Below are 24,310 nucleotides of genomic sequence, written 5' to 3'. Positions count from 1 at the left end.
ATTGGGAGTTCAAAGAAAATTTTAACTATGTAAATCGTTTTGCAGATTAAAGAAAACGAATGCAGATCTTCATCCTAAGATGTTTTGGTAGAGACTTGTAAGTAATCGTCTGGGGTCCAAAAAATCTTACCATCCTCTTCAGTCAAGGCAATTTTACGCAAGCGCCCACCACGACATGGACCACCCGTACAATGCCCTGTTTCTGGCACATAAATCGCGCCATGAGTAGCACACATAATGTACAAGCCACTGCCTTCAAAAAACTCGCCTGGTGTCCAATCAAGTTCGACTGGCACATGGGCACATCGATTCAAATAAGCGTGAGCCGCGCCGTCGTAACGCACGACAAAACCAGTCGCTTCGTCACCGCCCGCCAACACAGGGAAGCGGAAACCTTTCCCACCCTCCTCAACCTCTGTTGATTCGCAAATAAAAAACTTATCCATCTCGCCTACCTTCAATCTGATCTAACAATCGCTTGTTTGCTAACTACAGTTGGATCCGTTTAAGCATTTTCCATTAACCATTGATGCAACTCAGGCACATTTCTGGCAGAAAACACCGGAGCTAATTCTTGCAACATCTGCGCATCGTGCGCCCCATACTCCACTGCGAGACCAGCAGCACCTGCATTGACTGCCATTTGCAAATCATGGGTAGTATCACCAATCATCAATGTGCGATGCATTTCTTGACCAAGTTCACGCGTCAGCTCTTGCAACATCGCGGGATGGGGTTTAGAAAAGGTTTCATCGGCACAACGAGTGGCGTCGAACACCGACAATAACTGCGAGCTATTCATCGCGCGATTGAGGCCAACGCGACTTTTTCCAGTCGCCACCGCCAAGAAATAGCCTTCGTGCGTTAACTCAGTTAGCATCTCACGCACACCAGGAAACAATGGCAATTCGTGATCACGCATAAAGTAATGATAGCGATATCGTTCTATCATGCGCGGCAACAGTTTTTCATCAAGATTGGGGAACACGCGAAAAATTGCTTCATTAAGCCCTAGGCCAATTACATGGGCTGCCTCGGCATCTTTAGGAACTGGCAAGCCCAGGTCTTTTGCGGCGCCTTGGATACTACGCACAATAGTTGCGGTGCTATCCATCAAGGTTCCGTCCCAGTCAAAGACGATAAAATCAAAACGCTTTTTCGGCATGATTATTCTTTTTGTTGCGCGCTGGTCTGCACCTTTTGAGCACTTCTCAGGCATGGATTAATTGTTGCCAACATTCTACCTGAGGAGGAAAAAATTTGCTTTAGTGCAAAGACGTCAAAAATTTCTCACACTCTTTCGGTAAAGGCGCATTCAGCGTCATCGTCTTTCCTGACTCTGGATGAGTAAACGTAATCTGATGAGCATGCAAGAACATGCGCTTCAATGCTCCCCGACTGTCATTCGCCTTCAGTAGTTCGCGGTTCAAAGCGAAATCACCGTACTTATCATCGCCTAAGATAGGAAAGCCACTGGCAGATAAATGAACTCGAATTTGATGTGTACGCCCAGTTTTTAACTCGGCTTCCAGCAACGCAAATTCTTTAAATTTCTTTTTCAGACTAAAGACTGTATGGGATTCCATGCCATCCGCTTGCACCCTCACACGACGTTCGCCATCAGCGGTCGTGTACTTATGCAAAGGTAATTTAATATGTTGCCGTTGATTCTTCCATTCACCTGCGATCATTGTTAAATAGCGTTTATCCGTTTGCCCATCACGCATTTGCTCATGCAAATTCACCAAGGCGGAACGTTTCTTTGCTAACAACAATAGACCTGAAGTTTCGCGGTCCAAACGATGGACCAACTCCAAAAACTTTGCGTCAGGGCGGGAAGCACGAAGTTGTTCAATCACACCAAAGCTAACACCAGAGCCGCCATGTACTGCAACACCCGCTGGCTTATCAATAATCAATAAATGGCTATCTTCAAAAATAATAGCGAATTCCGCACCAGGCACATGGCTAGTTGCCTTTTCAGCAATTCGAATCGGTGGTACGCGTACCACGTCGTTTTCCTTGAGTCGATACAGTTGGTCGATTCGACCTTTGTTCACGCGCACTTCACCGGAGCGCAGAACCCGATAAATATGACTTTTTGGCACTCCCTTGCAAATACGCAACAAAAAATTATCAATACGTTGACCGGCGTCTTCTTCAGTAATGGTAAGGAGTTGCACCTGTGCAAAAATTTGCCCATCTTCCGTTTTGGATGGTTTTTGAAGTAATCCCCCCATATTTATCGCTAAGTCCTTCATTTTGAATATATAATCACCAAAGCTTGAGAATTTACGCTCAAGCATGTGTAAGAAAGACGACTATTCTACACAGGGGCGTGTCTATCGGCCTCGCCATTTTGCAAATTCGATGGAAAAGATGTGTATGCACATCGTTTTGAAGGTCAAGGTTGCAACCAATTGTGGCAATCGGGCTTCAACAAAACGATTTGGATCAGTTAGTTTGAAATATAAGGATAAGTCTGGCAAGAGAAACAGGTTGACTCAAATCTGTTTGCTTGCCGGTTGATAGTTTTAGGAATACCGAGTCGATTTTGTTGAATACACACCGTTATTGAATGTGTGATGTTTGATTCGACACTAAACCGTAGAATTTGCTTCGTTTTAGTAAGTTGCTCATCGCCTGAGTTTTGTTTGCCACGCATTTCGCTGTTTACCGAATAGCGCCCGTGTGGATCTAAAAACCTTGGAGACATGTGCACTCGACTGTCAGGTAAAGCTATCCGCGCCAAGCGCATGAATAACAATTAGAGTGCTTCGCACCAGTGGTCTGATTTACTTGAGACTTTGTTGTTGCGATATTTAATTCGTTTCGTGTCAGTGGCATTTCCCGCCCCCTCAAACTCTCCGCTCCCGCATACATCCAATGTGAGCTGCCATCTTCGCTTCGGTGATCATGGTTAAAAGTGGCTTTATGCCATGGAGAAAAATATGAAACGTATGCTGTTTAATGCTACGCAGCAAGAAGAACTGCGCGTAGCCATTGTCAATGGGCAAAAGCTGATTGACATCGATATTGAAACAACCGGACGCGAACTCCGTAAATCCAATATCTATAAAGGTGTTATCACCAGGATCGAACCTTCCTTAGAAGCCTGTTTCGTCAACTACGGCGAAGAACGTCATGGCTTCCTCCCATTTAAAGAAGTCGCTCGTACTTACTTTAAAGAAGGTATCGACGTTCGCAATTCATCGATCAAAGATGCTTTGCGCGAAGGTCAAGAAATCATCGTTCAGGTAGAAAAAGAAGAGCGCGGCAACAAAGGTGCGGCACTCACTTCTTTCATTTCATTAGCTGGCCGTTACTTAGTCTTGATGCCTAACAACCCACGCGGTGGTGGCGTTTCCCGCCGTGTTGAAGGTGAAGATCGTCAAGAATTGCGCGAAACGATGGACAAACTCGACTTGCCAGCTGGCATGTCCGTGATTGCTCGCACTGCAGGTATCGGCCGCAATGTTGATGAGTTGCAATGGGACTTAAACTACTTGATGCAATTGTGGCGCGCGATTGATGGCGCTGGCAAATCTGCGCAAGGCGCATTCCTAATTTACCAAGAGTCTTCTCTGGTGATTCGTGCAATTCGTGACTACTTCCAACCTGATATCGGTGAAATTCTGATCGATACAGATGACATTTACGAACAAGCTCAACAGTTTATGAGCCACGTGATGCCCGATATGGTGCACCGTGTAAAGCGTTATAGCGATGACGTGCCGTTGTTCTCTCGCTTCCAAATCGAACATCAAATCGAAACGGCGTACTCACGTACCGTACCGTTGCCATCTGGCGGCGCAATCGTTATCGATCACACTGAAGCATTAGTATCCGTTGACGTAAACTCCGCTCGTGCGACACGCGGCGGCGATATCGAAACAACGGCGTTTAATACCAACTGCGAAGCAGCAGAAGAAGTCGCACGCCAATTGCGTCTGCGCGATTTGGGCGGTTTGATCGTGATCGATTTTATCGACATGGAAAACGCCAAGAACCAACGCGAAGTCGAAACACGATTGAAAGACGCCCTGCGTTTCGACCGTGCTCGTGTTCAAATGGGTAAGATTTCTCGCTTTGGCTTGATGGAATTGTCACGCCAACGCTTGCGCCCTTCCCTGTCTGAAGGCAGTCATGTGACCTGCCCACGTTGTAATGGCACGGGCCATATCCGTGATACAGAATCATCTGCATTGCAAGTCTTGCGTATTATCCAAGAAGAAGCGATGAAAGAAAATTCAGCAGCGATCCACGTTCAAGTGCCAGTCGATGTCGCAGCCTTCTTGTTGAACGAAAAGCGTGGCGAGATCTTGAAAATCGAAACACGTCATCGTGTTACTGCTATTCTGATTCCGAACAAACATTTGGAAACGCCGCATTACAAACTCGATCGTTTGAAACATGATGATCCTCGTTTGGAAGAAGCACATGTCAGCTATGCAATGGCAGAACAAGCTGATACCGATATTGGCTACAACAAGCGTCAAAAAGACGATGTTAAGCCACGTCAAGAAGCTGTGGTGAAGAGCATTACGCCAGACACAGCGCCTATCGTCGAACGCAAACCAGCGCCAGTTGTTGAAGCGCCGAAAGAAACAGGTGGTTTGTTTGCCGGTATTTCGAAGTTCTTTAGCTCCCTGTTTGGCAGTGCAGCCGCTCCAGCACCGGCTGTTGAAGAAAAACCTAAACTTGGTCGAGACAAGGGTGATCGCAATCGTCAACGCAATCGTGGACGTAACGGCCGCAATGGTCGCAATGCGAATGGCGCAGAAGGCGAACGCGAAGAGCGCAGTGCCAATAACAACGGCAATCGCCCTGAAAAAGAGGCAAAAGCACCTACGGCTGAGTCCAACCAACAGCAACGCCAGGGTAAGCAGCAACGTCCTCCACGCGAAGAAAAAGACGCGCAAGAGCCACGTCGTGAACGCCAACAACGTCAGCGTGATGGTCGCAAGGAAAATACTGCAGAAGTAAAACCTGAAGACATTAACCAAAATGCAGCGATTGTGAGTGCAGCACCAACGAATGCCAAAGTGAAGGCACCAGAAAGTGCTGAAAACGTAAATGCTTCACCAGAAGTCGAAGGCAATGAGCCACAGGCGGAAGAAGGTCGCCGCCGCCGCCGTGGTGGTCGCAACCGCAACCGCCGCGATCGTCATGCAGCAGAGAACGGCGAGGCAGCGGTAACGACAGAAAACAATGGTGAAGTCGCAGTTGAAGCGGCACCAGCGTTTATTCCCGTAGTTGATTTACTCAACAACACGGCACCTGTAGCCGAAAACGCTGATGCGAAACCAGTTCAATCTAGTCTCGATTTAGCACCGCAAGCCAGCGCTCCAGCAGCAGAACAAGCCGCGCCAGTGGAAGTCGCAGCAACAATGGTCGGCACAACGCAAGTTGCGACAGATGCTGTAGCGACGACACCAGTTGCGAGCGCTGAACCTCCTGCAGTTATTCAGCAGGTAGAAACACCTGTAGCTGCAGCGCCAGTCGAAGTTGCCGCGCCCGAAGTTTCTGCTGCGCCTATCATTGCAGCAGAAGAACCGACAGCACCTGTACAAGCAGATCTTTTAAGTGAAGCTGTTGCATCACCTGTCTTGGTAGCTACTGCAGAAGCGGTTCAAACACCCGAGGCAGTTATCGAAAAAACTGAAGAAGTCGCCGCCTCATCGACAGTTACTCCATCAGTAACGGTGACTGCGCCAGCAGCAGTAGTTACAGCGCCAGTTGTTGAGGATCTTAGCGATGTGTTAGCAAAAGCTGGCCTCGTTTTGGCCAGCACAGACCCTAGCAAACTCAAAGCAGCACAAGAAGCAACAACGCAAATCGCAGCTACACCACGCGTAGTACGTGAACGCAAACCTGCAGCACCGGTCTCAAGCGAGCCCCTTGTATTGGTAGAAACCAAACGTTAATGCTATATCTCCACGGCCTGTGCCGTGGGAGAAACTAATTTGCGTTTGAAAAAAACCTGATCATCCATTGATCAGGTTTTTTTTCGTTCTAGAATTGCATTTCCTCTCGGGGCTTGACCCGAGTCAAGGTGAGGTAAACAGTTTAAGCACAAGCATGCTATTGTGTCGACTATACGTTTTGTTCGATTATTGAAACCGCATGTCAGAAAAGTTTATTCCAATTAAAGTGATGCCAAGTGCGAAGTTGCACAGTGATGGCATTAAGCACTGGCCTGTTCCCGCTCAGCTTTTACCAAGTGCCGGCAATTTAAGTGATCGATTCAATCGTTCTCTGCACGACCTTCGGATATCAGTCACTGATCGGTGCAATTTTCGCTGCACATACTGCATGCCCAAAGAAATTTTCACCAAAGATTACCCTTATCTCTCACAGAACGAGCTACTTAGCTTCGAAGAAATTACACGCCTTGCAAAAATTTTTGTTCTGCATGGAGTTAGAAAAATTCGCCTCACGGGCGGAGAGCCTTTGCTTCGCAAAAATATTGAAGACTTGATAGCAATGTTGGCGGATATTCGCACGCCAGAAGGTCATGCGCTTGACCTAACGCTGACGACAAATGGCTCGCTGCTACGCAAGAAGGCGTCGGCGTTGCGCGCAGCTGGGCTCAAGCGTCTCACTGTGTCGCTCGATGCTTTAGATGACCCCATATTCAAGAGCATGAATGATGTAGATTTTCCGGTCGGCGATGTCCTAGATGGCATACAAGCTGCGAGCAATGCCGGATTTGATCAGATTAAAATCAACATGGTGGTCAAAAGAGGAGTCAATGACCACGAGATTATTCCCATGGTCAAGTACTTCAAAAATACAGGGCATACTTTAAGATTCATCGAATTTATGGACGTTGGCGACTCCAACGCTTGGCAGGCACACGATGTAATGCGCACTGATGACATTATTACGCTTCTTGATGCCGCTGGATTTCCTCTAGTGCCCTTACCCGCTCAACAGCTAGGTGAAACAGCTCAGCGCTTTCAACATCAAGATGGTAGTGCCGAACTAGGTTTCATCTCTAGTGTCAGCCACGCCTTCTGTCGCGACTGCAATCGCGCCCGCCTGTCAACCCAAGGTATGCTCTACACCTGCTTATTCGCTAGCGAAGGCCATGATTTGCGCGAGCATCTGCGATCAACAGCAAACACAGTGAACGCGGATGAGATAGTAGCCAATATCATTCGTGGTATTTGGGAAGACCGAGGGGATCGTTATTCAGAACTGCGCGATATAGAACGTCGAGCCTCACATCGGAAGAAAATCGAGATGTCATACATTGGTGGTTGAGCGAGAAGTACCTTAGAAAATTATGATTCATCGCACAGAAATTACAGGACTAATTCTCGCTGGTGGCCGCGGCATGCGCATGGGGCACGTCAACAAAGGTCTACAAACCATGCAGGGCAAAACCATGGTCGAGCATGTTATCGCGAGATTGAAGCCGCAGGTCGGCAACTTGATCATCAATGCCAATCAAGACTTAGAGCGTTATCGTGAGTTCGAGTTGGCGGTTTTCCCTGACAGCATCGCCAATTATGCTGGACCGCTCGCAGGACTTGAAAGTGGGCTGCAGCATTGCCAGACAAAATATCTTTTGAGTGCTCCCTGTGACTCACCATTTTTACCCATTGACTTGGCCAACAAACTCGCGACCACTATGGTCAAGCAAGGTACACAAATCGCAGTCCCCTTCACTGAAGAACTCGTTCAAGGGCAATTGCTTAAACAGCTGCAGCCTGTTTTTTGTCTTGTCGAGCGTGATCTTCATCATCACTTGCGCGATTTTCTAGAGCATGGGGGCAGAAAAATCAGTGACTGGCTCGGCCAACTTCGCGTGAGCGAAGTGAAATTCGAAGACCATCAAGAATTTCGAAATATCAATACTCGGGCGGAACTCAATTTCTATTCACCATCTATTCAACCCTAAGCTTTTGCTATGCAATCCTTTCATCCAAGTTTGAGCACAATTCTTGACCAACACGAACAATTTCGCGCGCCAACGCTCTCGGTTCAAGATACGAAAAACATCATTGAAAAGTTTATTACCCCGATCACCGAAGTCGACAATGTAGGTATCTTTGATTCATTGGGGCGCGTACTGGCAGAGGACATCATCTCCCCCTTCAACGTGCCACCGCATGATAATTCAGCGATGGACGGTTTTGCTTTTAATAGCGAACAACTCAAAGTAAGCACTCCGCTAAAACTCACGATCATTGGCGAATCTTTTGCTGGTCGCCCTTTTCATGGCCACGTCAATCTCGGTGAATGTGTAAAGATCATGACTGGCGCTGTCATGCCAACGGGATGCGATACAGTGGTTCCACAAGAGATGACAACATGCTCTGCGATCGATATCAAATCACAGCAAGAAATCAGTTTCGATGGTAGCAAACTCCGCCTAGGGGATAATCGTCGATTCGCTGGCGAGGATTTAGTTTCAGGACAAATTGCCATTTGCAAGGGCAAGCGATTGGGTGCAGCGGAACTTGGGCTGATTGCATCCCTCGGGATCGCTAAGGTCTCAGTCTATCGACGCCTTCGCGTCGCCTACTTTTCCACGGGTGATGAGGTTCGCTCGCTCGGTGAGGCACTGACAGAGGGAAGCATTTACGATAGCAATCGTTACACTGTTTTTGCACTGCTCAAGAACCTTGGCATTGAGATGATTGATCTCGGCGTTGCGCCCGACCATCCCGACGCACTAGAAACGACATTAAGGCAAGCATGTCAGGCGGCCGATGCTGTGATCACTTCCGGTGGAGTATCTGTTGGCGCAGCAGACTATACCAAAGAAGTCATGGCAAGAATGGGAGAAGTCGCATTCTGGACCATCGGTATGCGCCCTGGTAGACCTATGGCTTTCGGTAGAATTTCCCATCACGAAAAGTCAGCCTATTTATTTGGTCTTCCGGGTAACCCTGTCGCTGTCATGGTAAGTTTTCTGTATTTCGTACGCGATGCTTTGCTTCACATGCAAAGTGCTCAGGCCCAAACTTTACTCCTTGTCCCCGCGCGAAGTTTGCGTGCCATACGTAAACGCCAAGGTCGAACTGAATACCAACGTGGGATTGCAAACATCGACGACGATGGTCAATTACAAGTTCAAGTGACGGGATCACAAGGCTCTGGTGTACTACGATCGATGGCTGAGGCGAATTGCATGATCGTTCTGCCGGATGAACAAGCGGATGTCGCTGCAGGGACATGGGTGAAGATTCATCTCTTCGATGGACTGCTCAGATAAGGCATTGTGGCAAAAACATCTACAACCACGAGTTTATTGCAATCGAGACAAGTCATATGATCGCAGGCTTGTTGACGGGCAAGCCTAACACCGGAATATTCCGTATAATTGCAATACGGAAATCTTTTTAATCCATCACCTATATCATCTGGCTTCCCATGCTATCGTTCGCCCCCGTCCGCGATTTCTTTCACAGCAAAACGCTATTTTTTCCTTTGCAATGGATGGCCGCCTGCCTGCTATTGATCATTCTGAACATCTCTAATGTCGTGCATGCACAAACAAGGGTGCCACTTCTCTTTGGTGAAAATAAAAACGAAAAAGGTGAATTTGTACCGATGCCAGAGCGGTTCACTAAGATTTTTGAGTTCATTGAGAAAGATCTTCATATCAAATTCGATTTACAGATGTATCCATGGAATCGCGCAGTAAAGATCGCAAGTACTGATGGCGGATTAATTTTTGGTCTTAGTATTACAGCGGAACGTGAACAGATTTTCACTTTCTCAGAACCAGCCGTCTACAACTATCTTTGGCTCGTCACTCGCACCGACAAAAAGTTTGACTATTCCAAGCTTCTCGACCTTAGAGGAAAAACGATAGGCGTCGTACGCGGCTCAAAATATGGTGGCGAATTTGATGCACAAAAAAATACTTTATTCAAGACCGATGATGATATCGATGCCTATGGCCCTCGACTGCAAAAAGTTCTGACTCATCGCGTCGACGCCATGATCATAGCAAGCCCATTTACGGATGCGATTGATGTTGAACGCCAAGTTAACACCATTAAAATTGATGAGCAGGATACATCTGGTATAAAGCCGCGTTTTAGTGTTTTACCAAAACCAGTTCTCAAAGACGGAATTCGTTTCGCGCAACTCAAAGGTCAAAACGACCGATTAATTCAACAGATCAGCGTTTCACTCGATAAGTATTATGCTGCGGAGTCTAGACTTCAAAAAGCTAAGCAGTCAAAGAAATAACCATTCTTGAAAAGCCATTTTCCCTGTAACAAAGTCGTACAAATTTCGACAAAGTTCTGACAGTAAAGCAATTTTTTATTTCTCTATCTCTCCATATACTCTGGTCTTCTTCAAACGTTTCACCGGAGTGCATTTTGAAATCTGTTTTTCTTACCTTATTTGCTGCATCTGTATTGACTGCCTGTGGCGGAGACCTTTCCCAACCAATCAATAAGGCTAAAATTACTAGCGTCAGCACCGACCAACTTGTGTATCGCAAAACCACTGTTATTACCGTAAAAGGCGAAAACCTTAATGCTGGCTTCAACATGTCAAACAAGGCATGCTTGAAGATAAGCGAATTAGCTGGCGGCACTGCAAGTCAAAAATCATTTAGCTGCAAAATAATCGGGGTTGGCACTCAAGCATTGGTGATTACCGATGCAGGTGGAAACTCTCTCTATGCAAATAATTTGACAATTCCGCTTACAAAGCAACCACAAGTAAGCATGACGACCTCGCTTGGTACAGTCGTTATTGAACTCAATCCAGCGGCAGCTCCTATTACCGTTGACAACTTCTTGAATTACACGGAATCTGGCTTTTACGTGAATAAGATCTTCCATCGTGTCATCAGTAACTTCGTCATTCAAGGTGGTGGTTTTACTGCAGACTTAAATCAAGCGACAACACAGGCACCGATCAAACTAGAGGCCAACAATGGTCTAAGCAATTTACGCGGATCGATAGCAATGGCGAGAACCGCTGCAGCAGATTCCGCAACCTCGCAATTTTTCATCAACGTTGTCGATAACCTCACCCTCGATACGAATGCGGGAGGCTACGCTGTGTTTGGTAAAGTGGTATCAGGTCTGGATGTTGTCGACAAAATTAAGGCTGTACCCACAAGCACTCGAGGCGGGCTCACCGATGTACCCAACACTGCCGTTGTAATTAATTCCATGATACAGACACAGTAAAACTGACTCTGTTGATTTGAGAGCATTGTCTCTCTTGGAATACCTTGAAGTTTGACTTCAAATTGTGTTTCTCCCTCTTTAGGCTGGCCTCAGGTCAGCCTTTTTTTATTACTAAGAAGAATTTTGGCGTCAATTGATGAGTAATTGCCGTATCTCAAACGCAAACTACAGCTTGTGATAAATTATGAGCCTCGCACTTCAATCGTTTTGCTGATGCTGCGAAATCAAATTACCTGATATCCAACATACGATGCCCAATATGCTCAAAAAAATTTCTGTAATCGCTACTCTGCTTGGTGTTTCACTGCTGTCCGCATGCAATGAAGATTACGCGGCAATGCCGACGGTGGATAAAGTCGATGTGGAGCGCTATCTCGGAAAATGGTACGAGATCGCCGTCATTCCCAATCGATTTCAATCGATGTGTGTAGCAGATACACGTGCCGAATATCGGAAGGACGAGGGCGCCATTCGAGTGATAAACCGTTGCCGCAAACAAGACGGAAAAATTGAAACTGCAGAAGGTATTGCGAAAATTGTTGACGGCAGCAATAACGCAAAATTACGTGTGAGTTTTTTTCGCCCCTTCTACGGCAACTATTGGATTCTCGATTTAGACCCCAACTACCAATGGGTTTTGGTCGGAGAGCCATCACGAAAATACGGGTGGGTCTTGTCACGCAATATGAAACTTGAACCAGAACAATGGCAACAAGCAATGAAGACGGCGGAAAAACTTGGTTACAAAATTAGTGACTTTAAGCAAAGCCCGCAAATCAATAGCATAGAATAAGCTAATCCATTTCACGATCCGTTTTACGATCGGTTTCAATCAACAAAAAGCCCTGTGCGAATTCATCAACACAGGGCTTTTTCTTTCACCAAGTAATTTGACAAGCCACGGCCAACATGATGAGCGCCAGCACAAAGTAAATCAGCTGCAATGGGATCATCCATTTCGCCCAAGTTGCCCAAGGAATTCGTGCCAAGGCAAGGACACCGACAGTAATTCCTGAGGTAGGAATCATTGGTGTAGTAAATTCACCAAACTGAAAAGCCAATACTGCTGTTTGCCGAGAGACACCAACAAGGTCAGCCAAAGGCGCCATGATCGGCATAGTCAAGGCGGCTTGGCCGCTTCCAGAATGAATAAAGAAATTGATGACAGACTGGATCACAAACATTTTATGCGCTGCAAATACGGAGTTTTCTGACTGCACCAAAGGCATTAGGTGATACAGCATAGTGTCAATGATCTGTGCATCACGCGCTAAGATCATTGTCGCACGAGCTAAAGCTATCACCATTGCGGTCGTGATCAAATCTTTTGCCCCGTGCATGAAAGCTTCAACAAAGCGATCTGCGTTCAATCGTCCGACAACACCAACTGAAATCGCCATCACCAAGAATAAGGCAGCAATTTCATTTACAAACCACTCATACTTCACAACTCCGATCACCATTACGGCTAGCGTGCCCACAAACATGAACAGAACTGCTTTGTGGGTGCCGGTCATCCCTTGAAAATCGGCTAACCCGTCACTTCCTAGTTGTTGACGTTTTTCCTGATCCAATGCATAAGTTGGACTCAGCTGCGGCTGCGCCTTAATACGCGCCGCGTACCACATCAGAAATGCGATCGTCAACGTAGTCGCTAGCGCCCACACGACAATGCGAAAGCCGATTCCGGAAAAAACGGGCACGCCTGCAATTCCCTGCGCAATACCGACGTTAAAGGGATTCAAAAATGCTGCTGCAAATCCGACTTGCGAGCCAACAAACGGAATCGCGACGCCGGTAATGGAGTCATAACCTAAAGCTAGCGCTAACGGAATAAAAATCATGACAAATGGTATCGCTTCCTCGGCCATACCAAAACTAGCGCCACCTAATGAAAATAAAGTCACAAAGACTGGAATGATCATGGCCCGAACTACTCGGGAATGCGTGTGCGCTTTGGCGACAGCTTTAATCATCGAGTCGATCGCTTCTGTCTTCTGCAATACGGCAAAAGCTCCACCAACAATCAACACGAAACCAATAATCTGCGCCGCCTCAACAAACCCTTTAATTGGCGACATCATCAAATCAACAAAACCTTGCGGATGGCTCGCCACAATTTGAAATGAAGCGGGATCAACCACCGTTTTGCCATTGATGATCTGGGTTGCGTACTTACCACCAGGTACAAACCAAGTGGCTAATGCGATCAAGGCCATCAAACTAAACAGCAACACAAAGGTATTGGGCATTCTAATTTTCTTAAACATAGTCGTCTCCTGTTATGTGTTCTGACTATGCAGAAAGTAAATTGCCTGTCCGATAGGCGACCTGGCCGGCAATTTTGGCAATACGCGCTCCAGCATGAACATAGCGTCGTGCCACTCGCGCAAAGAGGACGCCAGATACACTCGCTCGCAAAGGCGTTAGTTGACCACTAATAGGATCAATTAAATCCGCAATACTATCTCCAGCTTGAACCATACTGCCGAGCTCTTTCGTGAACACCACAATCCCACCATACGGGGCAACAATAGGTTCTACGCCCTCGAGTGGAGTGGCGACACAGATCGCAGGTGGCGTAACGAAACGCTTGTTTGGATCTGTCTGAATATGTCCTTCGTGTTGTAAGTAAGCGATGATGGCGTCGGCATCTTGCTTGGCGGTCTCATGGCTAACATCAGTTTCACCTCTGAGTTCAACAGTCAATGACTGGCAAGCGAGGGGAATCGTCTTCGTTTCACCAAAATGGTCTTGTAGCTCCCACCAATGGCGCGAACAAGAATCATCAAACGGATCGTCGCCGGGTAGTTTCGAAACTAATAACGCGTGGGCCTGCAGAAACGCTGCGAGTGGTAATCCGCGTTCTGCCAGAGGAGCACCCGTGTACAAATGCATGACTGCTTGATTGTCGCAATGTAGGTCAAGCACGATGTCCGCATCGATCGCTAAACGTTGCAGGGTCTTTTTCAAATGAGCGGTTTCATCAATTGTCTGAAGTTCGTCGAGAATTTCGGCTGCAGTGCGACGGATCAGTTGGCGATTGAATTCAACATCGAGGCTCAACTGTTCACCAATTCTGTTGAGAATCTCTGGTGTCAAATGTTGGTATCCACGGTTGAAGTTGAGGCCGCTCGCCAAATCAAAGCGACCAAACGCAGTACCTTGAATGTCTTGGCTCAGCCCAATCGGGTTCGCCACGGGAACCAACACCACCGTGCCTTCGATCGCCCCTTGTGACTCTAATTTTTCTAGCCTTTGCTTGAGGTAGAAGCTGACCAACATGCCTGGAATTTCGTCTGCATGTAATGAGGACTGTATATAAACCTTTTTGCGATTTTGATTTAAACCAAAATGAAGGCTTGTGAGTTCTTTTCGACTACCCGCACTTCTACTCGACAAAACATGGATTTCGCTACGCATACGTCATACTCTCTTAATCTAATTGGTTGGAGCGCTTTCGAGCCAATTCATCTTAGCTCTGTTCTTTTCTTGGTGAGGCTCCTTAGGCGCCCCGCTGCCACATCATTGGTTTGTGTTCGTGCCACTCGTACCATTCTATTCGGTGTTTAGCTTAAGACTAAGCACAAAATCTTGATAAATAAGGCAAATTCACGACGACACCACAACCAACACCCACTTTTTGAATCAATGTGGTCTTATTAAATGAAAAACTTTATGTCTGATTTTTTACACATTCTATCTTTATGAAAAAAATCTGACAATAACTATTGAAATTTATTTTGTTTCGTTCTAAAGTTCAACCATCGACTTTTTACAAATTTTTTTCAAATTAAAATCCAATGAAAAAAAATACGACATCCGGTGAAGTAGGTTCCGAATTGAGCAGCGGCAGCAGCTCACCTGATTTGGTGTTTGCCAAATCCAGTCTCGGCAATGCTTTGCTGGCGCAACTGCAAGATGGCTCAGCTTCCTACAAAAGAATTGCTGACTATTTGTTGCGTAATCAAGTAAAAGTCACAGCATTAGGTATTGAAGACATGGCTGAACAATGCGACGTCTCAACAGCCACCATCAGCCGTTTTGCGCGCGACCTAGGCTTTTCTAACTACGCAGCATTGAAAAACAAGATTGCTGAAACTGTACAAGCTATATTTTCACCTGTAGAAAAACTACGCAATACGATCGAGGGCAAGAAACCGAGCTCATCACCTAGCCATGCCAGTCTGCAATCTGCAACCGCCAACATCAACGCTGCTAGCAACGGTCTTGAAGAAGATCAAATGCAACAAGTCGTGAGCCGATTGTGCAAAGCTGGCACGGTATACATCATGGGTTTCGGTCTAAGTGCTCATATTGCTGGGATGCTGGCATTGCACTTGCAACCTTACTGCAACCGCGTGGTGGAGGTCGTTGGTTACGGTGGTACTGAAGTCGCTGCAGGTAACTTGGCTAATATTACCGATAAGGATGTATTAGTCGTAATTTCATTTCCACGTTATGCATTGGATGTGATCCGTTTGACGCAATTTGCTCGCCACCATTCCACTTGCATCGTCGCCATCACCGATTCAGCCGCTTCGCCATTGGCGCAGTTGGGCGATTATTTATTATTAGCACCAAGCACTCATGCTGTTCTTCCAAGTAGTTCAACTGCAGCGATTGCTGTGATTGAGTCCCTTGTGAGTAGCATCATGGTGTCGAACAAGAAAAATGTCGAGAAAGCGATCCGTTTGACTGAAGCGCTCTCAGGCTATTTACACAATAACGATAACACCTCAAGAACCTCGCAACTGGAAAGTCGCAAGCCGAAAAAGTAAGTCCTTAGAACCCTCACCCAATCATAGTTTTTTAAGAACAAGCGCTTTAAAAAGTGCTTGAACGGGATCTCTTTTTCGCAAAATTTTTGCAGCATTATTTTAAACCTGAGGAGTCAATAAAGATGAGTAATTACAAACCAGGCACACAGCGCTTCCCATCTGTGCCGAAGAAAATCACATCAGCAACATGGTCCGCACTGGGCGTGATGGCAATGCTGAGTATTTCTGCAAATGCGGCTTACGCACAAGACAAAGCTGCTGAACCTGCTGTGCAAAAAATTGAAATCACGGGTTCTTCAATCAAGCGTATCAACGCCGAAACGGCGCTTCCAGTGCAAGTTATCAGCCGCATTGAAATCGCTAAGACCGGCGCTACCACCGCTGAGCAATTACTGAACACATTGAGCGCAAACAGTGGTTACACACAAGAATCAGCAAGTATCAGTGACAAACCAGGTTCCAGTGGTTTGTCTGGTGCAAACTTGCGCGGCCTCGGTGTTTCTTCCACCTTGGTATTGTTGAATGGTCGCCGTATGGCTGCATTTGCTTTCGGTGGCGAAGGTACGGATCTGAACTCCATTCCATTGTCTGCCATTGATCGTGTTGAAGTATTGAAAGATGGCGCATCCGCGGTGTACGGTGCAGATGCAGTTGGTGGTGTCATCAACTTTATCACGCGCAAAGACTTCACTGGTTTCGAAGCAAGTCTTGGTGGCATGCGCACAGACGAAGGCGGCGGTGGCGACAAAACGGTCAGCTTGCTAGCAGGTTTCGGTAACTTGACTAGTGATGGCTACAATTTCTTCGCTAGCTTACAACACAAGAAAAACGATCAACTGCGCACAGCACAACGTGATTTCGCTGTCAGCGCTTGGCGTCCATTAGAAGCGCGCGGCTATCCAGACAACTTTACATCAGCCAATACTTTCCCAGCTGGTATGTATTCTGTTTCTGGCAAAAAGTATTTGGGTAACCCAAGTGCGCCAGATTGCGCTCCACCAGCAAGTATCAATATCAATGGCGCCTGCCGCTTTGACTATCAAGCAGCAGCTGACATCTATCCAGAGTCAGCGAAAACAAACTTAATCAGCCGCGCAACTTTCGCGATCGATGCAGATCATACGATTTTCGCAGAATTCACCGCATCAAAAAATGACGCTAAATATCGCTTATCACCAACTGGCGTCAACGGCAATAACGGCACAAGCAGCAGCGCTTGGACCTACCCTGCTGGTGGTCCATTCTATCCAGCGTTTTATGTCAACTCCGCTGGCGTCAAAGTACCGACCGATGGCAAAGCCTTCAACGTTCGTATGCGTATGGTTCCTGGTGGCGCACGTACTAATGGTCAAGAGTCAAATCAATCTCGTCTCTTGTTAGGTAGCGAAGGTACGATCGCAGGTTGGGACTACAACACAGCTTTTGCGCACTCCGTCTCTGACAACACACAAACCTTGACTAACGGTTACTACGATCGCGTCAAGCTGTTGGCTGCTTTCCGCACAGGTAAAATCAATCCATTCGGTGCACAATCTGCTGAAGGTCAAGCATTGTTAGACGGTGCTGAACGAAACATCGATGGTCGTAAAGGTAAGTCAACTAGCGATATCTTTGACGCACGCTTTACTCGTGAAATCGCACAGACAGATGCGGGTCCAGTTGGCATGGCAACAGGTATCGAGTTCCGTCGCGAAAAATTGGAAGACAATTCTTCCGATGAAATTTTGTCCGGCACGATTTACTCCACTTCTAAATCCCGCCGCGTGTCTGAATCACGTGATGTGAAGGCGATTTTTGCCGAGTTCGAAGTTCCGTTGACAAAAGAATTGAGCTCACAACTGGCTTTGCGTCACGATTCTTACGGCGGCAACATTGGCAGCTCCACTAATCCAAAAGTTGCACTGCGCTATCAGCCAACTAAAGAAGTATTGTTCCGAGCATCTTTCGGCACAGGCTTCCGTGCGCCAACAATGAAGGATTTGGATCCATCTAAAGTGGAAACTTCAACCGGTGGTTTGTACTTCGATACGATCGGCTGTACAAAGTACGATTCTCAATGCTTTAGCGATCAAATCCCAACTACTGAAGCAGGTAATCCAAACCTGAAGCCAGAGAAGTCTAAACAATTCTCCTTCGGTTTCGTGTGGGAACCAGCAACAGCTTTCTCTGCGGGCGTCGATTTCTGGAGCGTACGTAAGACTGACGTCATCAAGTTTGCACCAGAAACTTTGATCGATACAGACCCAGCTTACGTCGAGAACTTCATCACACGTGACAGCGACGGTTATATTGTTAACTGGGCTTTGACAGCACAGAACCAAGGTAAAGAGACGAAGAGCGGTATCGACATCAACCTCGCCTACCGTACTAAGTTTGAAGGCTATGGCAAAGTCACTACACGTTTGGCCGGTACCTTGATGACGAAGAGTGAACAGCAATTTGCTGAAGGCTCAAAAGTATTTGATAACCTCGGCAAATGGGGCTTCGAATACGTGACACCAAAATGGCGTCATCGCTTGAGCGCAGATTGGGATATTGGCACATGGGGCTTCACTTTGGCGAATACCTTCCAATTGCACCACGAAGATCAACAACTTGATCCGAATGGTAAACGTCCAACGGTAGCGTCATACAGCCTGTGGGATTTGCAAGCAGCATACTACGGCTTTAAAGACATCAAAATCAGCGGCGGCATCTTGAATTTGGCGAACACTAAGCCACCATTCTCGAACCAAACTTTGACTTACTTCGCTGGCTTTGACTCAACGTATGTAGATCCACGTGGACGTGCTTTCTACGTTCGTTTGAACTATGCCTTCAAATAATCGAGGGGCATAGATTCACATCCTTGAAATCAGTATAGAAGTTTGCCGGGTCAGTCCAACGACGATCCGGCACTTCAAGAACGAGCATTAAAGAGTAATTTTTGTAGCACCGTTGTAGTCGGCATAAGCGTTTTGAGGATGACACCACCTTTCCTCCGGTTTTACCTTGTAAGCGCGAATGCAGACTTTGGTTTCACTTTGTTTTCTTGTGCGGTATTTCTCCCGCATTGAGGGTAGCATCGAATGTGTGCTACCCTTTTTTTTGATCTCATTTTTACACGTTTAGACCGATCCACTTTCTCCATCGAGTATCGCCATGTCGTCTTCCTCTCAATTTCGTGTATCCGTAGGCTTGCCAATGCTGGCAGGTTTCCCGCATATGTTTTCGTCTCTCATTATTTGTTTGCTTATGCTCGGCGTCAGCATGAATGCGAGGGCTGAAACCGGCATGCAGGTAAAAGGAAGCTTGGCGATCATTGGCGGAGCACTTCGTTACGACAACAGTGTGGTATGGCAAAGAATTGTGCAGGAAGCAGGTGGCCAAGGGGCAAAAATTGCAATTATTCCTGCGGCCTCAGCCAATCCAGATCGCACTGGCCAGAATTTGGTTAAGATACTCAAGCAATATGGTGCCGATGCCTACCTACTGCCATTATCGATCAAGTATCTAGACAAAGATGGTAAGCCGACTTATACCAAGGTCAACCGCGATACACAGTGGCTAGACCAGTTAAAGAATACTAGCGCTGTGTATTTTTCCGGCGGAGATCAAAGCAGAATCACTAAGGTCTTATTTGATGAAGACGGAACACGGACACCATTGCTGGAAGCCATTTGGGATCTATATCGCCGTGGGGGGCTGATCGCTGGCACCAGTGCTGGAGCAGCAATCATGAGTGAGACTATGTTTTCAAACGCAAAATCGGTTTTGCATACCTTGCAAAATGAGATTCACGTTGGCCGTGAAATCGATCAAGGTTTAGGTTTTATCGGGCCACATATTTTTGTTGATCAACATCTCATCATTCGCGGACGTTTTGCCCGTATGCTGCCCGTCATGCAAAGCCAACAGATCCCCCTCGGTCTAGGGGTCGATGAAAATACGGCGATGTTCATTTTCCAGCAGCGCAATCTGGAAGTCGTTGGCTACAAAGGCGTGATCGTATTAGACTTAAATCAGCAACAAAAGAAATCAACGAAAACCGGTTTTCAACTTCAGAACGCACGCATTAGTTATCTCAGTCATGGCGACAAACTTGATTTAATTACTAAAGCAATCACACCATCGGCAGACAAAGAGTTGATCAAGACAACCCAAAGTGAAGAAGCTGATCAGCAACCGCGTATGTACAGTGATATCTTAGCGAATACGGCTGTTGTGGAGTTAATCAGCAATCTAATCGAGAGCCCCGCTCGCTCACTTAAAGGCTTAGCTTTTGATGCGCGAAGTAATAGCAATTCTCTGGGCTTCGAATTCCATTTCCAGAAAACACCGGAAAGCCTGGGCTACTACAGTAGCCAATCTGGGATGGATAACTTTACCGTTTCGGGAATACGACTCGATGTCCGTCCGATAAAAATGAAAAAACCTTTATATCAAGAGGTTAAATAGCCCAGGTCGTTGGTAGATCGACTCTAAACTGCACAACTAGACTTTCTGAGTTGGCCAAATTGTCGTAAGCTGTTTCTACAAAAATAGAATTAGGAGACAGCATGACTACCGTACAAGACTCTAGCAATATCAATTCGACAACTAGCGAACGCGAAGTCGATCGGCTCTTGAATCACTATGCCGAGAGCCATCGCAATCCCACTAATGAAAAAATCCATTTTATTTGCGTACCAACCATTATGTGGACAGTACTCGGACTGATTTGGGCAATACACCCTTGGGCAGCCTTAGGCGGAGCCCTGCTCGCTTTAATTTATTACTTTACGCTCTCATTTACTTTCGCCATTGGCATGGCCGTCATGGCCAGCATCATGCTCGCGATTCTGCAGAGTATTCCGCCTGCTTATGTGCTACCAAGTGCAGGTGCCGTATTTATAGTGGCGTGGATTTTCCAATTCATTGGCCATAAAATCGAAGGCAAAAAACCCTCTTTCTTCGAAGACCTACGCTATCTCTTGATAGGACCATTGTTTGTACTGAGTTTTTTGTATCGCAGACTCAATATTCGTTATTGAATCACCAAAAAGCGACTCTCCAATAAAAAACCGCAGATCAAGTCTGCGGTTTTTTTATTACTGGAAGCTGAACCTACAATTAGGAAAGGCTCCAGATATGCTCTAATTTTGCCCAAGCTTGTTGTGGCTTACCATCTTTCAAGGATGGCTTAAATTTGCAAGAAGAATAGATTTTAACTGCTGCTTTATCCAACGTTTTAGAACCACTGGATTGATCTACTTTGGAATCCACAACGCTGCCGTCTGGGCCAACCAAAACAGACAACATGACCGTGCCAGTTTCTTCATTCATTAATGCCGATTTTGGATAAACGGCTTTTTCACATGTTTGCTTTTCAACTACTGGCGCTACCTCTGCGGCATTTGCTACGCCTACTGCACTCAATAAACTCAACGCTAACAAAAATTTTTTCATATCACTATTAAAGGAAAAAGTTGAACAAATGCCCACAAGAAACAATTTCCATGCGGAAAGTACGCATTCTAAGTTAAATTTTTCCACGTGGCAATAGTTTTGCGCAAATTTTCAGCACTTTTTCTCCAAGACGTCATTCATGTTTTCAAACTAAACACGAAAAAAGCCGGCAGCTTTTTGTAAGCTACCGGCTGTCAAATCCAATCCCAGTGGGAGACCGCAGATTGAATCAGGTTCACCCTGACCTATTCGTTACTATTCATAAGTCGCGCTCAAGGTCACGCCACTAAATGCTTGTTTAGCGCGCAGCGTAATGTAGTACCACTGACCTGTCGTCGGCGTTGCCAACAATACACTTTCATCATTACCTGCTTTCAATGAAGCTGCATCGTAAGAAGTCGTCGTTGGGTAGGCGCCTTTTTTCACATACAAATCAACATCACCAGTGCCACCATTCGTGAACAACTTCAGATTTTTTGCACCTGCTGGCAACATAATGTAAGCGTATGCTTGACTGGTCGAACTGAAGTTTTTGATTGAGCAGTTTTTACCTAGTTGCGAAGTCGATGAGCACGCTGGCAAACTGACGACTGGTGTCGATGGTAATGGAGGCTCACCTGCAACCGTAGCGGTCTGCACCCAATTTGCAAACTCCGTGTCGTAACGTGTGCCAATGTTATTGACCAGAGTTTGATAACCGTTGTAGTCACCTGCACGGAATTTCGCCACCATCGCATCGATATCGCTACGATGCTTTTCGTTCATAAAGCGCACTGCCATATAACCCCAACGATAAGCACGAGTCACATAGTCAGACATAGAGTAGGTATTTCCAAAAATAGTGCTCAGCTTATAGTTACCCGTTTTTGCAGCATCGATCGCTTCTTGATAATTGTTCTTGTGGGACAAATATTCGGCGACACCTTCAATCCACCAAATCGTTGGTTTTGCCGTCCCTGCAGAAAAGTCGCCCGCCATATCGAAACGACCATCGAGGTAATGCACATACTCATGTTCTAAATTCCATACAGAGAATGCCGGACGCAACCAGGACGCTTCATGTGCAATAAAACGTGCTTGATTGTTCACATCAGCTGGATCACCTTCTAAGTACATACCTCCGTTATCAGTGCCGATGCCGTAAATGGCTCCTGCATATTTGCTGTAATTGGTGTAGTCATCAAACACGACCAACTCCAAAGACTTGTTATTGTCGTTAGGAAGCGGCGTGTTATTCGTCAACAGCATTTTGTGGAAGTAGGCTTCTTCAGCACCAAGGATGCTGCAAGAGTCTTGCAATTGTTGCGTTGTCATATCCTGAGCACGAATCTTGATCGTTGGGCTGCAGGTGTAGCTGGTCTTCAATACTGCATCTGCCAATTTGGTTTGATAACCACAAGTGCCATACTCAGCACAGTTTGCGCTATCGTAGTAATCGACGGCACTCGCTGCGTTCAACCACAGATCACTATCAGGGCCCGTCATTGTCGATGTCGCCAACTGATTTTTGACCATAGGCTTGACCGCATTCAACAGCGACGCATACTTCATGAAACGGAAAGCTTCATTTTCTGCATCACTCAATTGATAGGCGGTGCTGGTATTGAGTAAAGCTGCCTTATTATTGACCACAAAATTGTTCAAGGCGGTTGGATAAGAAGCATCTTGAATAATCGATGCGGCATTTGCTCTATCGTGCGCATAGAACATCACCGTCAACGCACCAGTAAATGCGCCCGCAGCAGAAGACTGTAGCAGACCATTCGCTGCGGTAGGGTTCGACGGCGTGTTGGTGTAACGAATAAAGACATTCTTGACGCTAGGCAGGTAGTACGCTTCGTCATTTAAATTGGTCACCAATTTAAACACTTCACTCGCCGTATTTCCCCATGCCGCATTCGATGCATACAAGGCGGTACCGTCGATCAATTGCTTAATCGGTGCGCGCAGATTCGTGACAACGGTCGGTGCTGGTGCTGCAATCGTCCCACCAGAAGCTAAGTAGTAACCGGCGCGCAAATACAAGGTCAAGTTCACCAAAGCGATGTTGCTCGCGTTATAGCTGCTCGCCTCTTGCGTAAAACGTGATGCTACCGCATTCAAGTTAGTGGCGGAATAGATGCCCGCGCCTTGTGCCGATGTCAAAGAAAACAAACCATAAGTGCACTCTGGATCTGGCAAAGAAACCAAATAATTCGCCAAGGCCGCACCGCTATAGCTCGCTAAGGTGCTCATGTCTTTACATGCGGCAGTTGGCGCTGGCGCCATCAGGGGTGTAGATTTTGCCGCAGCAGAATTCTTGCTAGAAGCATATAGAGCCTGCACATCTTTCTTACTCTGCGGCAGATTGAATTTCACCTGTTCGGCACTGGGCGGTAAAGTAGTACGTGCGTGTGGGCGAGGCGCTTGTTTCAGGGGTTGATGATCATGCTCAGCCCCCTCGGTATGGGCTAATTTGACGGCACTGCCCGCGACCGCTATTCCCGTGACATTGGCGGCGAGTAAAGCTGCCACGATCATCGAATTTCTCTTCATCGACATTTGAAAACTCCTATTGTATTTATGGATAGATGAGCTAGGTTTAACCTACACCTCCCTGCTCGATTGCCCTTTGCCGTGCTCATGAATGTATAAGAACCAAACGTTTTATCTCGTCGAACCCAGACAGCGAACACTGCAGTAACATCAGCCAGCTTTCCCCTCCCTCAGAAGAAATCTGACTAACGTTAAGGCGAATTCATCTTATAAATATATTTAAGAAATATCAACGATATATTCACAAAGAGCGCCAGAGCGAGGGCAATCTCGTGCAAAAACAGAGTAAATTTTGGAAAGGTAAAAAATTGTGAAATTTTGCTCGGAGGAGAAATTCAAAACCCAAACAAAATTCCAAAATTCGTCGCAAATAGGCGAATTTCCCATGGGAAT

18 protein-coding genes are annotated in these 24,310 nt (G+C 46.5%); 11 read left to right on the top strand and 7 right to left on the bottom strand.

What is annotated here, in order from left to right; all coding sequences use genetic code 11:
- Positions 1 to 74: 74 nt before the first annotated feature.
- From H8K36_RS12895 to H8K36_RS12885, 3 genes are all read right to left on the bottom strand, one after another.
- Positions 75 to 446 (bottom strand): Rieske (2Fe-2S) protein, encoded by a 372-nt coding sequence (locus H8K36_RS12895; RefSeq protein WP_186916884.1) that lies wholly within the window; start codon positions 444 to 446, stop codon positions 75 to 77.
- Positions 447 to 505: 59 nt separating this feature from the next.
- The gene (locus tag H8K36_RS12890) at positions 506 to 1,165 is read right to left on the bottom strand and encodes an HAD-IA family hydrolase (protein WP_186916883.1); all 660 of its coding nucleotides are present in this window, start codon (positions 1,163 to 1,165) and stop codon (positions 506 to 508) included.
- Positions 1,166 to 1,265: 100 nt separating this feature from the next.
- Positions 1,266 to 2,240, bottom strand: coding sequence for an RluA family pseudouridine synthase (locus H8K36_RS12885; protein ID WP_230404614.1), 975 nt, complete (start codon positions 2,238 to 2,240; stop codon positions 1,266 to 1,268).
- Between the two features lie 711 nt (positions 2,241 to 2,951).
- On the opposite strand from H8K36_RS12885, the gene H8K36_RS12880 reads away from it, so the two are divergent.
- The 7 genes from H8K36_RS12880 (at position 2,952) to H8K36_RS12850 (ending at position 11,967) form a co-directional block, all read left to right on the top strand.
- Entirely contained in the window at positions 2,952 to 5,927 is a 2,976-nt protein-coding gene (locus H8K36_RS12880) for a ribonuclease E/G (RefSeq protein WP_186916881.1), read from the top strand.
- Positions 5,928 to 6,156: 229 nt separating this feature from the next.
- Complete coding sequence (gene moaA / locus H8K36_RS12875; protein WP_329604230.1) at positions 6,157 to 7,269, top strand: GTP 3',8-cyclase MoaA; 1,113 nt, start codon at positions 6,157 to 6,159, stop codon at positions 7,267 to 7,269.
- A 22-nt stretch (positions 7,270 to 7,291) separates the two neighbouring features.
- Positions 7,292 to 7,909 carry a molybdenum cofactor guanylyltransferase MobA gene (mobA, locus tag H8K36_RS12870; RefSeq protein ID WP_186916879.1) on the top strand — a complete coding sequence of 206 codons (618 nt, stop codon included), beginning with the start codon at positions 7,292 to 7,294 and terminating at the stop codon, positions 7,907 to 7,909.
- A gap of 9 nt (positions 7,910 to 7,918) precedes the next feature.
- On the top strand, positions 7,919 to 9,229 hold the full coding sequence (moeA, locus tag H8K36_RS12865) for a molybdopterin molybdotransferase MoeA (protein WP_186916878.1): 1,311 nt from the start codon (positions 7,919 to 7,921) through the stop codon (positions 9,227 to 9,229).
- 158 nt (positions 9,230 to 9,387) lie between these two features.
- Positions 9,388 to 10,215, top strand: a complete 828-nt coding sequence (locus H8K36_RS12860) for a substrate-binding periplasmic protein (protein ID WP_186916877.1) — start codon at positions 9,388 to 9,390, stop codon at positions 10,213 to 10,215.
- Between the two features lie 134 nt (positions 10,216 to 10,349).
- Positions 10,350 to 11,174 (top strand): peptidylprolyl isomerase, encoded by an 825-nt coding sequence (locus H8K36_RS12855; RefSeq protein WP_230404611.1) that lies wholly within the window; start codon positions 10,350 to 10,352, stop codon positions 11,172 to 11,174.
- Positions 11,175 to 11,433: 259 nt separating this feature from the next.
- Positions 11,434 to 11,967 (top strand): lipocalin family protein, encoded by a 534-nt coding sequence (locus tag H8K36_RS12850; RefSeq protein ID WP_186916876.1) that lies wholly within the window; start codon positions 11,434 to 11,436, stop codon positions 11,965 to 11,967.
- Between the two features lie 85 nt (positions 11,968 to 12,052).
- Here the strand turns inward: H8K36_RS12850 and H8K36_RS12845 are convergent, their stop codons facing one another.
- Entirely contained in the window at positions 12,053 to 13,444 is a 1,392-nt protein-coding gene (locus H8K36_RS12845; RefSeq protein ID WP_186916875.1) for a YfcC family protein, read from the bottom strand.
- Positions 13,445 to 13,469: 25 nt separating this feature from the next.
- Positions 13,470 to 14,597, bottom strand: a complete 1,128-nt coding sequence (locus tag H8K36_RS12840) for a succinylglutamate desuccinylase/aspartoacylase family protein (RefSeq protein ID WP_186916874.1) — start codon at positions 14,595 to 14,597, stop codon at positions 13,470 to 13,472.
- 380 nt (positions 14,598 to 14,977) lie between these two features.
- On the opposite strand from H8K36_RS12840, the gene H8K36_RS12835 reads away from it, so the two are divergent.
- From H8K36_RS12835 to H8K36_RS12820, 4 genes are all read left to right on the top strand, one after another.
- Positions 14,978 to 15,955: a MurR/RpiR family transcriptional regulator gene (locus H8K36_RS12835; RefSeq protein WP_186916873.1), complete on the top strand. Its 978-nt coding sequence runs from the start codon at positions 14,978 to 14,980 to the stop codon at positions 15,953 to 15,955.
- Between the two features lie 122 nt (positions 15,956 to 16,077).
- Entirely contained in the window at positions 16,078 to 18,780 is a 2,703-nt protein-coding gene (locus tag H8K36_RS12830; protein WP_186916872.1) for a TonB-dependent receptor plug domain-containing protein, read from the top strand.
- Between the two features lie 316 nt (positions 18,781 to 19,096).
- Complete coding sequence (locus H8K36_RS12825; protein WP_186916871.1) at positions 19,097 to 20,392, top strand: cyanophycinase; 1,296 nt, start codon at positions 19,097 to 19,099, stop codon at positions 20,390 to 20,392.
- 101 nt (positions 20,393 to 20,493) lie between these two features.
- The gene (locus H8K36_RS12820) at positions 20,494 to 20,967 is read left to right on the top strand and encodes an Mpo1 family 2-hydroxy fatty acid dioxygenase (protein WP_186916870.1); all 474 of its coding nucleotides are present in this window, start codon (positions 20,494 to 20,496) and stop codon (positions 20,965 to 20,967) included.
- A gap of 79 nt (positions 20,968 to 21,046) precedes the next feature.
- On the opposite strand, the gene H8K36_RS12815 is transcribed toward H8K36_RS12820, so the two are convergent.
- A complete protein-coding gene (locus tag H8K36_RS12815; protein WP_329604227.1) occupies positions 21,047 to 21,469 on the bottom strand; it encodes an energy transducer TonB in 423 nt (140 codons plus the stop codon).
- Positions 21,470 to 21,637: 168 nt separating this feature from the next.
- Positions 21,638 to 23,923: a M9 family metallopeptidase gene (locus H8K36_RS12810; RefSeq protein ID WP_186916869.1), complete on the bottom strand. Its 2,286-nt coding sequence runs from the start codon at positions 23,921 to 23,923 to the stop codon at positions 21,638 to 21,640.
- Positions 23,924 to 24,310 lie beyond the last annotated feature (387 nt).

This window comes from Affinundibacterium nitidum, from assembly GCF_014284155.1.
In the GTDB taxonomy this organism is placed as follows: domain Bacteria; phylum Pseudomonadota; class Gammaproteobacteria; order Burkholderiales; family Burkholderiaceae_D; genus Undibacterium; species Undibacterium nitidum.
Note: the sequence above shows the minus strand (reverse complement) of the source record. Positions and strands in the feature narration are given on the sequence as shown.